The sequence below is a fragment of the Streptomyces sp. NPDC023723 genome (genome assembly GCF_040639815.1).
Lineage (GTDB): Bacteria > Actinomycetota > Actinomycetes > Streptomycetales > Streptomycetaceae > Streptomyces.
The window spans coordinates 1-12,540 of sequence record NZ_JBFAAP010000098.1; the positions used below are offsets into that span (position 1 = coordinate 1).

General features: G+C 72.8%; 11 protein-coding genes. 6 read left to right on the forward strand and 5 right to left on the reverse strand.

Annotated elements, in window-relative coordinates:
* Positions 1–341: 341 nt before the first annotated feature.
* Positions 342–1,136: an ABC transporter ATP-binding protein gene (locus AB0G32_RS39555; protein WP_361175622.1), complete on the reverse strand. Its 795-nt coding sequence runs from the start codon at positions 1,134–1,136 to the stop codon at positions 342–344.
* A 460-nt stretch (positions 1,137–1,596) separates the two neighbouring features.
* Between AB0G32_RS39555 and AB0G32_RS39560 the strand changes: the two genes are divergently transcribed.
* Together AB0G32_RS39560 and AB0G32_RS39565 are read left to right on the forward strand one after the other, a co-directional pair.
* Positions 1,597–2,850, forward strand: coding sequence for a lactonase family protein (locus AB0G32_RS39560; protein ID WP_361175625.1), 1,254 nt, complete (start codon positions 1,597–1,599; stop codon positions 2,848–2,850).
* A gap of 129 nt (positions 2,851–2,979) precedes the next feature.
* On the forward strand, positions 2,980–4,272 hold the full coding sequence (locus tag AB0G32_RS39565) for an MFS transporter (RefSeq protein WP_361175628.1): 1,293 nt from the start codon (positions 2,980–2,982) through the stop codon (positions 4,270–4,272).
* Positions 4,273–4,483: 211 nt separating this feature from the next.
* Here AB0G32_RS39565 and AB0G32_RS39570 read toward each other — a convergent pair whose 3' ends face one another.
* The 4 genes from AB0G32_RS39570 to AB0G32_RS39585 all read right to left on the reverse strand — a co-directional run bounded on the left by AB0G32_RS39570 (position 4,484) and on the right by AB0G32_RS39585 (position 8,112).
* Positions 4,484–5,212: a siderophore-interacting protein gene (locus AB0G32_RS39570; RefSeq protein WP_361175631.1), complete on the reverse strand. Its 729-nt coding sequence runs from the start codon at positions 5,210–5,212 to the stop codon at positions 4,484–4,486.
* A gap of 13 nt (positions 5,213–5,225) precedes the next feature.
* Complete coding sequence (locus tag AB0G32_RS39575) at positions 5,226–5,804, reverse strand: TetR/AcrR family transcriptional regulator (RefSeq protein ID WP_361175634.1); 579 nt, start codon at positions 5,802–5,804, stop codon at positions 5,226–5,228.
* Positions 5,805–6,096: 292 nt separating this feature from the next.
* Positions 6,097–6,573, reverse strand: coding sequence for a MaoC family dehydratase (locus tag AB0G32_RS39580; protein WP_361175637.1), 477 nt, complete (start codon positions 6,571–6,573; stop codon positions 6,097–6,099).
* A 51-nt stretch (positions 6,574–6,624) separates the two neighbouring features.
* A complete protein-coding gene (locus tag AB0G32_RS39585) occupies positions 6,625–8,112 on the reverse strand; it encodes a class II 3-deoxy-7-phosphoheptulonate synthase (protein ID WP_361175639.1) in 1,488 nt (495 codons plus the stop codon).
* 291 nt (positions 8,113–8,403) lie between these two features.
* Here AB0G32_RS39585 and AB0G32_RS39590 point away from each other — a divergent pair, with 291 nt between their 5' ends.
* Genes AB0G32_RS39590 through AB0G32_RS39605 form a run of 4 tightly spaced genes read left to right on the forward strand, consistent with a single transcriptional unit; the run spans position 8,404 to position 12,447 of the window.
* Positions 8,404–9,996, forward strand: a complete 1,593-nt coding sequence (locus AB0G32_RS39590; RefSeq protein WP_361175643.1) for a 4-hydroxyphenylacetate 3-hydroxylase N-terminal domain-containing protein — start codon at positions 8,404–8,406, stop codon at positions 9,994–9,996.
* Complete coding sequence (locus AB0G32_RS39595) at positions 9,993–10,553, forward strand: flavin reductase family protein (RefSeq protein ID WP_361175646.1); 561 nt, start codon at positions 9,993–9,995, stop codon at positions 10,551–10,553. The genes AB0G32_RS39590 and AB0G32_RS39595 overlap by 4 nt, the downstream gene beginning before the upstream one ends.
* A 33-nt stretch (positions 10,554–10,586) precedes the next feature.
* Positions 10,587–11,789: an FAD-dependent monooxygenase gene (locus AB0G32_RS39600; protein WP_361175649.1), complete on the forward strand. Its 1,203-nt coding sequence runs from the start codon at positions 10,587–10,589 to the stop codon at positions 11,787–11,789.
* Between the two features lie 46 nt (positions 11,790–11,835).
* Positions 11,836–12,447, forward strand: coding sequence for a transferase hexapeptide repeat family protein (locus AB0G32_RS39605; RefSeq protein ID WP_361175652.1), 612 nt, complete (start codon positions 11,836–11,838; stop codon positions 12,445–12,447).
* The last annotated feature ends 93 nt before the right edge of the window (positions 12,448–12,540 follow it).

A 12,540-nucleotide genomic window follows, 5' to 3' on the forward strand; every position in this document is an offset into this window, starting at 1 on the left:
CGCAGACCACCAAACCTGATGGCCAACGTCCCATCGAACGACCCGTCCTCATGCGACGCACCCAACTCGGCACCGCCAATGCAGGACACCACCGCAGACGGGTCGGAGATGACCTCCCAGACACGTTCGGGGGGACTCGGTACGGCGATCTCTTCCGTGATCGTTATCAAAGCTGTGACCTCACTTGGCGGCAGGGCATGACGTCATGGGAGTGGAGAAGACATGGGGGCATGACGGCACGACCGGCATGGTGACTTGGTGACTCGGGGAACGGAGCCCGGCGGCGGAGGGAGGGAGCCCGTACGGGCTCGCGGGCCCCGGTGGCGCGGCCGGCTCCGGCGCTACGCGGCGGCCTTCCGCTCGGCCGCGAAGAGGCTCCACAGGTCGTTGTAGAGCTCGGAGAACTCGGGCGACTCGACGAGTTCGCCGATCTGCCGGGGGCGGCTGAAGGGGACGGGGAGCACACGGCGGATCGTGCCCGGGCCCTTCGACATCACGACGACCTCGTCGGCCAGGTAGATGGCCTCGTTGAGATCGTGGGTGACGAAGATGAGTGTCCCGTTCTGCTCGCGCCAGATGTTGAGCAGTTCCTGCTGCAGTTCGAGCCGGGTGATGGCGTCGAGCGGTCCGAACGGCTCGTCCATCAGCACGATGGACGGGTTATAGATCAGCGCCCGGGCGATCGCGCAGCGCTTCTGCATACCGCCGGACAGCTCCCGGGGGAAGTGGTTCTCGAAGCCGGTCAGACCCACGAGCCGCACCCAGTGGGCGATGCGCTCGTCGCGTTCCTCCCTGGGAACCTTGCGGAACTTGAGCGCCAGACCGATGTTGTTCTTGACGCTCAGCCAGGGCAGCAGGTGGGAGTGCTGAGTCACGTACGCCGCGTCGGAGTTGACGCCACTGACCCGCTCGCCCGCGTAGTGGACCTCCCCTCGGGTGGGAGTGAGCAGTCCGGCGGCCAGGTTGAGGATGGTGCTCTTTCCGCACCCGCTGGGTCCGATCACGGCGACCACCTTGCCGCGGTCCACCTTGAACGACACGTTCTCGATGGCCGGTCGGTGGGTGCCGGGGAACTGCAGGGTGACGTCCTCGAGACGGAGGGCCTCCGGGTGGGAATTGCGCTGACTGGTCGACATGTCTGTCTCCTCGACCTCCCCCTCGTTGACGAGACGAGAAGGCCGTGCGCTCGCGCCGGTGACGGCGGTCGTATGTGACGGGATGCGATTGAGATTGTCCTACAAGCTGTGTCGGGAACGTAACACCGGCGACTCATGGCTACAAGGAGTCTGCTGGAAAAACCTTTTTTACCGTGGTGAGCCCGGATTGCCCGTCCAAGATTGTTGGACAACAGGAGTGCCGAGGTCGTCGCGAAGGGCCTGCTCGTGGCGGATGCGGGGGTGGGACGCGGGTGGAGCGCGGTCGGCGCTCTCGATGTGCAATCTTTGTCTGACAAGCGTAAGGGGGTCAATCGGGATTTTTGGTGCAAGTCATGGGTTCTTCTGGCGCTGACCTTGCTCAGGGAGGTCGCGGGCGTTACGTTCCCTGCGTCTTTGTTCGACAATCCTGGTGGCTTGTGACATGAGAAGGGCGTCCCCGATGAACGCACTCGCGCACGGTCCCCAGGACGGCCCCGGGCCGCGCCGGCGGCCCTCCCGCCGTACCGTCCTGGCGGCCCTCGCCACGTCGGCCGCCACCGCCCTGCCGCCGCTCGCCGCCACGCCGGCCGTCGCCGCGCAGGGCGCGCGGGGCCGGACCGGTGACCTGCTCTACATCGGCACCTGGGGGCAGGGCCAGGTGCACGCGGTGCGCTTCGACCCCGGCCACGGCACGATGACGCCGCTGGGAGTGGTGGCGCAGGTCAGCGCGAGCTGGGTCGCGACCCACCCCACCCGCCCGGTGCTCTACGTCGCCGGCGCCGAGCAGGGCGGATTCGTCCGCGCCTTCCGCGTCGACGACACCTCCGGGGCGCTGCGCGAGATCGGCGAGGTCCAGACGGAACCGGTCCCGACCGGCAGCGGCGGACTGTCCTTCATCGGACCGGCCCCGGACGCGGGCGCCCTGCTGGTGGCCGACTTCGCGGCCGGCGCCGCCGCGACCGTCGCGCTGGACCCGGCCGGCCGGCTCGGCGCCGTGGCCTCCCGGGTGCAGGACACCGGCTCCGGACCCAGTCCGCGGCAGACCGGCCCGCACCCGCACCACGTGGTCGTCGCCCCGCACCGCGGACACGCGCTGGTCGCGGACTTCGGCGCGGACCGGGTGTTCGTCTACGACTACGACCAGGACACCCACCGGCTGTCGGCCGGCTCACCCGACGGCCCCGCGGCCTACGCGACGGCACCGGGCTCCGGCCCCCGCCGCCTGGTCTTCCATCCCGACGGGCGGACGGTCTACCTGCTGAACGAGCTGACCGCCGACCTCCAGACCCTGCACTGGGACGCCGCCCGAGGTGAGCTGACACATCGTCAGACACTGTCGACGAACAGCCCGGACCACACCGGCACCACCAGCGCCGCCGAACTGGCCGTCAGCCGCGACGGCCGCCACGTCTACACCTCCAACCGTGGCGAGAACACCCTCGTAGTCTTCGCCACGGACCCGGCCACCCGCCTGCTCACCGAGGTGCAACGGGTGCCCTGCGGGGGTGTCACACCGTGGAGCTTCGCCCTTCACCCCGGCGGCCGATGGCTGTTCGTCGCCAACGAGGCGAGCGGCACGGTGAACCTGTTCCGCGTCTCCCCGGGGTCCGGCCACCTCACCGACACCGGTACGAGCGTGCCCGTACCCTTCCCCGACTCCATCGCCTTCCGCGTCGGGACCGGCACACCCGGCTCCGGCGCCACGCGGTCCTGACCGGGCCGCCGCCCGCGTCGAGGCGGGCGGCGGCGTCACCACTTCGGAACGGAGCGACATGACCTCGCCGCGGCCGCACCCGGCCGTCCGCCCCGCCCGGGCCGGGCACGACCCGGCCCCGGTGCGCCGATGACCCGCCTGCACCACGACCGGACACCCCCCGTCGGACCGGCCCCGGACCGGGACGCCGGACCCCTGGCCGGCTTCGCCTCGCTGCGGATCAGGAACTACCGGATCTACACCCTCGGGCAGACCACGTCCGTGGTCGGCAACTGGATGCAGAACATCGCCGTCGGCTGGCTGACCCTGCAGCTCACCCACAGCGGGACACTGCTGGGCGTCGTGATCGGCGCCCGCTACCTGCCCGTCGCGCTGCTCGGCGCCTGGGGCGGCCTGGTCGTGGACCGGCACGACACCCGCCGGCTGCTCGCCCTCACCCAGGTCTGCTTCGCCGCGCAGGCCGCCCTGCTCACCGTACTGACCGCGGCCGATCTGGTGACACTGCCGCTGCTCATCGTGGTCATGCTGACGCTCGGCCTGACCAACCTCTTCGACAGCCCCGCCCGGCAGAAGATGATCAGCGAGCTGGTCGACGCGGAGCACCTGACCAACGCCATCGCGATCAACTCCACCTTCGTCAACACGGCCAAGCTGCTCGGCCCCGGCGCCGCCGGGTTCGTCATCGCCGCCCTGGGAGTGGCCCCGTGCTTCGCCCTGGACACGGTGTCCTTCCTGGCCGTACTCGTCAGCCTGGCCATGCTGCGGACCGCGGAGCTGTACCCCGCCGAGCGGGAGGTACGGGGCAGCGGGCAGATCCGCGCCGGTCTCGCCCACATCCGCCGCACCCCCGAACTGCTCTACCCGATGCTCATGGTGTACGTGACCGGGGTGCTCACCTGGGAGTTCCCGGTGAGCCTGCCGCTGCTCACCACCTCGGCCTTCCACTCCGGCTCGGCCGGCTACGGCGCGGCCACGGCGCTGATGAGCGCGGGCGGGGTAATGGGCGGGCTGGTGGCCATGCGACGCCGGCGGCTCAGCACCCGGTCGCTGTCGCTGTCGGCGCTGATCTGGGGCACGCTGATCTGCGCCGCGGCGCTGGCCCCCAGCCTGCCGGTGGCCCTGGCGCTGCTGGTCCTGGTGGGCGCCGGTTCCATCACGTTCAACTCGTCGGCCAAGACGCTGATGCAGGTGGGTGCCGCGCCGCAGATGCGCGGCCGGGTCATGTCGATCTGGTCCATCGGCTGGATGGGCGGCACGGTCATCGGCGCCCCCGCGGTCGGCGCGGTCGGCACGGCCTTCGGCCCCCGTGGCGCACTGTTCGTGGGCGGGGTGGCCGCGGCGGGCGTCGGGCTCGCCGTACTGCTCCTGTCGACGACCGGACGGAGCGCGACCGGACGGGGCGGACCGGCCACGGCCTCGTGACGCGCCGCCCTCCCGGTCCCGTGGTCCGGCCCGGGGCCCGGGGCCGCGGGACGCGCCCGCCGTGAGGAGCGCGGTGCCGGCCTGGACGAGGGCGTGGGTGCGGGCGTGGGCAGCGGACTCGTCGTGGCCTCGCGTCCGCGGTGCGCCGGCCGACGCGCCGGACACGGAGCGGGTGCGCCGCCGGCCGTACGGCTCCACTGGCCAGGAGCCCTCAGTCGGAGGCGAGCGGGTCCCGGTGGTCGGCCTCGTCCCGCTTCCAGTAGCCCTTGGCGTAGGCCCGGTGGCGGTCCAGGCCGAGGCCCTCCAGGAAGTGGCGGCGGATGTCCCGGACAGCGCCGGACTCCCCGGCCGCCCACGCGGCGACCCGGGCCCGTGGGACGGGCGCCTTCAGCACGGCGTCCCGCAGCGTTTCGCCCTTGGCCCGGCCGGCGCGGTGCACCCACACGACGTCCAGGCCGTCCGGCAGACTCACCTCGGTCTCGGCCTCCGGGCCCGACACCTCCAGGTAGACGGCGCCGCGCAGCCCGGCGGGCAGGTTCTCGGCGATGGTGAGAACGGCGGGCTGGGCGCTCTCGTCGCCCGCCAGCAGGTAGTAGCCGGCGTCCGGGTCGGGGCGGAAGGAGCCGCGCGGGCCGCCGAAGGAGACCTCCTGGCCCGGGCGGACGGCCTCGGCCCAGCGGGCGGCGGGGCCGTTGCCGTGCAGCACCACGTCGACGTCCAGCCGCGGCGCGGACGGGTGCGTGCGGCGCACGGTGTAGGCCCGGCCGACGGTTCGGCCGTCCAGCGGATCGGTCACGAACAGCTTCACCCACTGCGTCGGTTCGTCGCAGTGGAAGGCCGACATGCCGGGGCCTCCCAGGGTGACGCGCGCCATGCGCGGGGCGATCGTGGTGACCGCCTCCACCGTGGCGGTGTAACGGGTACGACGGGACCGGAACATTGGGGACAGCCCTTCAGACGGAGGGGGCGGGAAACGGCGCCCCGGGTGGCGGGACGCCGTCCCGGAGCGCCAGGACGGCGCCGGCCAACTGCCGGACGAACCGGGTGTCCAGCGGCCGGCCGGTCATGAACGCCCGGTGGAAGGCGGCTCCGACGACCAGGTCGAGCAGCTGGTCGGCGTGGTGCCGGGACGCGGCGCCGCCGGGACGGGACGGCAGCGCCGCCTGGATGCGGGCCCGGTCGTACTGCCGCTGCGGTCGCAGTACCTCGCCGCGCAGCGCCGTGGCGGTGGCCGGGTCGTGCAGGGCGTGCCCGATGAGCACGAACAGGACGCGGCCGGTGGGCGACTCGGTGAAGACCGTGCCCACATGGGTCACGTACCGCTCCAGCGCGGCGTGCGGGTGGTGCGGCAGCTCCGGCCAGAACGACGGGTCCCGCAGGTCCTCCTCCAGGACGTCCAGGAGGATGTCCACCTTCGACCGCCACCACCGGTAGATGGTCTGCTTGGCGACGTCCGCCCGTTCGGCGATCGCGCCGACCGTCATGGCCTGGAAGCCGACGTCCATCAGCAGGTCGTCGGCGGCGCGCAGCACCGCGACGCGCGCGGCCTCGCTGCGCCGGGGGCCGTTGCGGGTGCGGGCCGCGGGCGGGCCGGCCGGCCGGTCCCGCTGGTGCTGGGCGTCGATGGCGCGTCCTCCTCGTCGCGTCGGTCGCGGCGTCCGTTCCGGCGCCGGGCGACCGAACCGAGACTAGACGCAACGGTGCGTACGGTCAAAGGGCTGTGGCACGGCACGGGGAAGTCCCGTCCCTCCCCGGAGGGGGAAGACCGGGGAGGGACGGGAGCAGGGGGAGAGCGCACGGCCGGCGACCGTCCCGTACGTCCGGTCAGTGCGGTGCGGCAGCCGCCTCCCGCCGGGCGGTCCCGGCCGCCGCGCGGGCGAACAGCAGCCGGGTGCGCATCCGGTACACCGGCTGCCCGTCCTGGTCGACCGCCTCGACGAGGAAGCGGACCGTGCCCTCGTGCGGCCGCCGGGGGTGCGGCGCGGCCTCCTCCACGGTGGCCCGGCCGCGCAGTTCGTCACCGGGACGCACCGGCTTCAGGAACCGGACCTCGTCCATGCCGTACGAGCCCTGGCAGGCGGAGTCGGCGAGCAGGGCGCGCACGAACTGACCCATGACCACGGCACCGGTGTGCCAGCCGCTGGCGACCAGACCGCCGAAGGGGGAGCGGGCGGCCTCGGGATCGAGGTGGAACGGCATCGGGTCGTAGACCCGCGCGTACCCGATGATGTCCTCGCTGGTGAGCCGGGTGGCCCCCAGCTCGTAGACGCTGCCGACGGGGAAGTGCTCGAAGTGCCGCACGGTGATGGGTCCTTTGTCTCGGAGGGCGGTGGCAGGTCCGCGGCGGCCGGTTCAGCCGACGGGCGCCGCGGCGCGCGCGAACCCGGGCAGGTCCGCGGCGCGGACGGGGCGGGCCCGGCCCGGCTGCCGCTTCTCGGCGCTGAGCCACTCCGCGACCCGGAACGCCAGGTCCATCGACTGCGCGCGGTTCAGCCGGGGGTCGCACGCGGTCTGGTAGCGCAGGTGCAGGTCGTCGGAGCGGACCTCGTTGCTGCCGCCGAGGCACTCGGTGACGTCCTCGCCGGTCAGTTCCATGTGCACCCCGCCGGGGTGCGTGCCCAGGGCGCGGTGCACCTCGAAGAAGCCGGTGATCTCGTCCAGCACGTCGTCGAAGTGCCGGCTCTTGTGGCCGCTGGGCGCGGTGAAGGTGTTGCCGTGCATGGGATCGCACACCCACGCCACCCGGGCGCCCTCCGCGCGCACCGCCTCCACCAGGGCGGGCAGCCGGTCGCGCACCAGGCCCCGGCCCATCCGCGTGATGAAGGTGAGCCGGCCCGGGGTGCGCGCTGGATCCAGCCGGTCCAGCAGCGCCAGTACGTCCCCGACGGCCGCGTCGGGGCCGAGCTTGACGCCGATCGGGTTGCTGACGTCCGCGGCGAACGCGACGTGCGCCCCGTCCAGCCGGCGGGTGCGCTCGCCGATCCACAGCAGGTGCCCGGACAGCGCGTACCGCCGCCCCGTGTCGGGGTCCGTCCGCACCAGGGCCGACTCGTAGTCGAGGAGCAGGGCCTCGTGGCTGGCGAACACCTCCGTGGTGCGCATCGTCGAGGTGCTCATGCCGCAGGCCCGGATGAACGCGAGCGCCGCGTCGATCTCGTCCGCCAGCCGCTCGTAACGGCGTTCCGCCACCGACAGGGACAGGAAGTCGCGGTTCCACTCGTGCACCCGGTGCAGGTCCGCGTGCCCGCCCGAGGTGAAGGCGCGCAGCAGGTTCAGTGTCGCGGCGCAGGCGTGGTAGACGCGCTCCAGCCGGGCCGGGTCCGGGGTGCGGGCCTCGGCGGTGAACGCCAGCCCGTTGACGGCGTCGCCCCGGTAGGAGGGCAGCGTCACCCCGTCCCGGGTCTCGGTGGGCCGCGAGCGGGGCTTGGCGTACTGGCCGGCGATCCGGCCGACCTTGACCACCGGCAGGCCGGCCGCGTACGTCAGCACGGCGGCCATCTGGAGCAGGACCTCCAGTTTGCCGCGGACCGACTCCGCGCTCACCGTGTCCAGCGTCTCGGCGCAGTCGCCGCCCTGGAGCAGGAATGCCTCGCCGCGGGCGACCTCGCCCAGCCGGTCCAGGAGGGTGTCGCACTCCTTGGCGAACACCAGCGGCGGCGCACTCGACAGGGCCGACAGGACGGTGTGCAGCGCCGCGGGATCGGGCCAGTCGGGCTGCTGCGCCGCGGGCAGCGCCCGCCACGCGTCGGGGGACGGTCCGGACGGCGGACCGCCGCCCTGTCCCGGGGAGCCGGGCTGTTCCGAGGAGTCCGTCGGGGACGGGCGCTTCAGGGGGTCCACGCTGTCAACCTCAACGCCTTCTGTATCCGAGGGCAGGGGCACGAGCAGGGCAGGGCAGGGGAGCGGGGTGCGGTGGGCGCAGCCTGTCACGGGCCCGCCGGACGCGGGCAGTGGGCCGTTGAGGCTAGAAGGGCGGAACTAATACCCGCGTACTAGCCCCAGCGGCCGACTGTCGGGGCGGTGCCCGCTCCTGGAGCATTTCGGCAGGCGCACACCGCCGGCGGGAGCCGTCGGCCCGCGTGGTTACGCGCCGCACCCCGCCACGCCACCGGCTTCGAAAGGTGACTCCGCATGATCAGTACCGCCAGGCCCTCCGGGTCCGTGTCGCGCCCGCAGACGGGGGACGAGTACCTCGAGAGCCTCCGGGACGGCCGGGAGGTCAGGATCTACGGCGAGAAGGTCGACGACGTAACCAGCCACCCCGCGTTCCGCAACAACTCCCGCATGGTGGCCCGTCTCTTCGACGCGCTGCACGACCCCGAGCGCAACAGCCGGCTGGTCGTCCCCACCGACACCGGCAACGGCGGCTTCACCCACCCCTACTTCAAGGCCCCGTACACCTCGGGCGACCTGCGCGCCGCCGCCCGGGCCATGGAGGAGTGGGCGCGGATGACGTACGGCTGGCTGGGCCGCACCCCGGACTTCAAGGCCGCCTTCCTGTCCACCCTCGGGTCCAACAAGGAGCACTACGCGCCGTTCGAGGACAACGCCTCCGCCTGGTACCGCAAGGCGCAGGAGAACGTGCTGTTCATCGGCCACGGCATCGTCAACCCGCCGATCGACCGCAACCGCGGGCTGACCGAGCTGAGGGACGTGATGCTCACGGTGGACCGGGAGACCGACGCCGGCCTGGTGGTCTCCGGCGCCAAGGTGGTCGGCACCGGCGCGGCGCTCACCCAGCACATCTTCATCGGCAGCTACGGCGCCATCCCCAAGGGCGCCAAGGAGTTCTCCGCGTACTTCATCGTGCCGACCAACAGCCCCGGCCTGAAGATCATCTCCCGGCCGTCGTACGAGTTCGCCGCGGCCACTGTCAGCAGCCCCTTCGACCAGCCGCTCAGCAGCCGTCTCGACGAGAACGACGGCATCCTCGTCTTCGACCAGGTGCTGATCCCCTGGGAGAACGTCTTCTGCTACGACGTGGACAAGTCCAACAACTTCTTCTACGGGTCCGGATTCTTCTACCGGGCGATGTTCCACGCCTGCGTCCGGTTCGCCGTGAAGATGGACTTCCTGACCGGGCTGCTCGCCAAGTGCCTGGAGACCACCGGCACTTCGGAGTTCCGCGGCGTGCAGAGCCGGCTCGGCGAGGTGCTCGCCTACCGCAACATGTTCTGGGCGCTGGTGGACTCCATGGCGGAGAACCCCACCAAATGGCCCGACGGCACCGTCACCCCCAACGGGGAGAGCGCGCTGGCCTTCCGCGTGCTGTCCTCGTCCATCTTCCCGAAGGTGCGGGAAATCTTCCTGCGCGACCTCGGCAGCGCGCTGATCTACAACAACTCCCACGCCCTGGACTGGTCCAACCCTGAGGTCCGGCCCTACCTCGACAAGTACGTCCGCGGCCTGGGCGTCGAGGCGATCGACCGGGTCAAGCTGATGAAGCTGGCCTGGGACGCGGTCGGCACCGAGTTCGGCGCCCGCTGGGAGCTGTACGAGATGAACTACGCCGGCAACCACGAGCAGATCCGCTTCGAGGCGCTGCACGCCCAGCAGACCTCCGGGAAGTTCGACGAGTACAAGCGGCTCGTCGACCAGTGCCTGTCCGAGTACGACGAGAACGGCTGGAAGGTCCCGGACCTGATCGACACCAAGGACACCACCGTGCTCGGCGGCGGCGCGCCCGGCACCGGGGCGGCCGACCCGGTCGAGGCCGTGCGGTGAGCAGCCCGGCCCCCGCACCCGGCGGGCCCGCCGCGCCGTCCCGAGTGCCCGTCCCGCCGCCCGGCAACACCCACCTGCGGCAGGTCCTCGGGCAGTACGTGACCGGCGTGTGCGCGGTGTCGACCCGCTTCGAGACCCGCGCCGGAACGCGGCACGACGCCATCGCGGTGAACTCGTTCAGCTCGGTCTCCCTCGACCCGCCGCTGGTGTCGATGTACCTGCGGGACGACTCCACCTTCCTGCGCCGGGTGCGGGCGTCCGGCCAGTGGGCGGTGTCCTTCCTCGGCAACTGGGCGCGGCCGCTGGTCGGCGCGCTGACCGCGCCCGCGGTGCGGCGCCCACCGGTGGAGGAGGCCGCCGACTGGGCGGTCGGACCGCACACCGGCTGCCTGCTGCTGCCCGACGCGCCCGGCAGCCTCGAATGCGACCTGCACCTCACCCAGGCGCTCGGCGACCATGTGCTCGTCGTCGGGCGGGTGCTGGGCGCCGTCGGCCGCGACCACGACCCGCTGGTCTTCCACCGCGGCACCTTCACCGGTGTCGCACCGGCGCCCTGATCCGGCGCCGGCCAACCAGAAGGAGGAGACGCCATGACGGCGAGACGCCCGTACGTGGCCGTCGTGGGCGGCGGCATCGGCGGCCTGGCCGTCGCACTCGGACTGCGGCAGCAGGGCATCGAGGCGGTCGTCCACGAGCAGGCCCGGGAACTGACCCACCAGGGCGCCGGCATCGCGATCGGCGCCAACGGGCACCGCGCCCTGCGCGACCTCGGCGTCACCGAGCGGCTCACCGCCTCGGCCGCCCGGCCCGTCCGCGCCGACTTCCGGCACTGGCGCACCGGCCGGTCCATGGTGACCCACCACCTGACCGGCAGTTACGAGGAACGCTTCGGAGCGCCCTTCTGGACGGTGGAACGCGCGGCCGTCCAGCAGGCCCTGCTCGCCCGGCTCGGCCCGGAGCACGTCCGGCTCGGCGCGCGCTGCACCGCGGTGGAGCAGACCGCCGACGGGGCCGTGCTGCGCTTCGCCGACGGCACCGCCGCCGAGGCCGACGCGGTCGTCGGCGCGGACGGCATCCACTCCGCGGTGCGCCACCACCTGTTCGGCCCCGACGAGGCCGTGTTCTCCGGTACGAGCGGCTACCGCGCCCTGGTGCCGCTGGACCGGCTGCGGCACGTCCCCGAACTCGCCGAGCCGGTGCTGTGGCTGTGGCTCGGACCGGGCCGGCACTTCATCGCCTACCCGGTGGCCGACGGCAGCGCCCTGAACTTCCTGGCCGTCGTGCCCGACCGGAGCTGGACGGTCGAGTCCTGGTCCACCGAGGGCGACCCCGGCGAGCTGCGGGCCGCCTTCGACGGCTGGCACCCGTTCGTCACCGAGGTGCTCGGCGCCTGCGACCACCCCGGCCGCTGGGCGCTTTACGACCGTGAACCGCAGCGCACCTGGAGCGCCGGCCGGGTGACGCTGCTGGGCGACGCCGCGCACGCGATGCTGCCGCACCACGGACAGGGCGCCAACCAGGCACTGGAGGACGCCGTCGTCCTGGCCCGGCTGCTCGCGGGCACCGACGCCGACGGGGTGGCCGGGGCGCTGCGCGGCTACGAGCGGCTGCGCCGGCCCCGCACCCGGCTGATCCAGGCCGGTTCGCGCAAGAACGCCGGCTGCTTCCAGCTGCCGGACGGACCGGAGGCCGAGGCCCGCAACGAACGGCTGACCGGGCTGCCCGACGACCTCGCCTGGATCCACGGGTACGACGCCCTGGCCGCCCTGCGCACCGCCCCGGCGCCGGTCTGACCGGCCGGCCGTCCCCCGACCGCCTCGACGAACGGTGAACCCAGCCATGGCACGGATCTACTCCTTCGAAGGCACGGTCCCCGTCGTGCACCCGACCGCGTTCGTCCACCCCGACGCCGTACTGATCGGCTCGGTCGACATCGGACCGGGCTGCTACGTCGGCCCGCTCGCGAGCCTGCGGGGCGACTTCGGGCACATCGAACTCAGGGCCGGCTGCAATGTGCAGGACGGCTGTGTGCTGCACTGCTTCCCCGGCGCCGACACGGTCGTCGAGGAGGACGGACACGTCGGCCACGGCAGCGTGCTGCACGGCTGCCGGGTCGGCCGGGACAGCCTCATCGGCATGAAGTCCGTGCTGATGGACGGCGTGGTCGTGGGCCGGCAGGCGTTCGTCGGCGCCGGCAGCTTCGTCAAGTCCCGTTTCCAGGTGCCGGAGCGGCACCTGGTGGCGGGCAGCCCGGCCAAGGTGCTGCGCGAACTCACCGCCGAGGAGATCGCCTGGAAGGGCAACGGCACCCTCCAGTACCAGAAGCTGGCCCAGCGCTGTCTGAGCGGCCTGCGTCCGGCGACGGCCGCCACCGAGCGCACCGCGCCCGTCACCTCCGCGGCCACCGGCGAGCCCGAGCACGTCACCCTGCACGCCTACCGGTCCCGCTGAACCGGTACGCACACCACACGGCCCGGGGCCCCGGTGCGGTCGACCGCACCGGGGGCCCCCGGCGGGGGCGCCCGCGACGCGGCCCGACACCCC

Bases quoted from the DNA above. Each gene is read 5' to 3' on its own strand.
- AB0G32_RS39565 (WP_361175628.1), top strand. From the start codon at position 2,980: ATGACCCGCCTGCACCACGACCGGACACCCCCCGTCGGACCGGCCCCG.
- AB0G32_RS39600 (WP_361175649.1), top strand. From the start codon at position 10,587: ATGACGGCGAGACGCCCGTACGTGGCCGTCGTGGGCGGCGGCATCGGC.
- AB0G32_RS39560 (WP_361175625.1), top strand. From the start codon at position 1,597: ATGAACGCACTCGCGCACGGTCCCCAGGACGGCCCCGGGCCGCGCCGG.
- AB0G32_RS39590 (WP_361175643.1), top strand. From the start codon at position 8,404: ATGATCAGTACCGCCAGGCCCTCCGGGTCCGTGTCGCGCCCGCAGACG.
- AB0G32_RS39570 (WP_361175631.1), bottom strand. From the start codon at position 5,212: ATGTTCCGGTCCCGTCGTACCCGTTACACCGCCACGGTGGAGGCGGTC.
- AB0G32_RS39605 (WP_361175652.1), top strand. From the start codon at position 11,836: ATGGCACGGATCTACTCCTTCGAAGGCACGGTCCCCGTCGTGCACCCG.
- AB0G32_RS39555 (WP_361175622.1), bottom strand. From the start codon at position 1,136: ATGTCGACCAGTCAGCGCAATTCCCACCCGGAGGCCCTCCGTCTCGAG.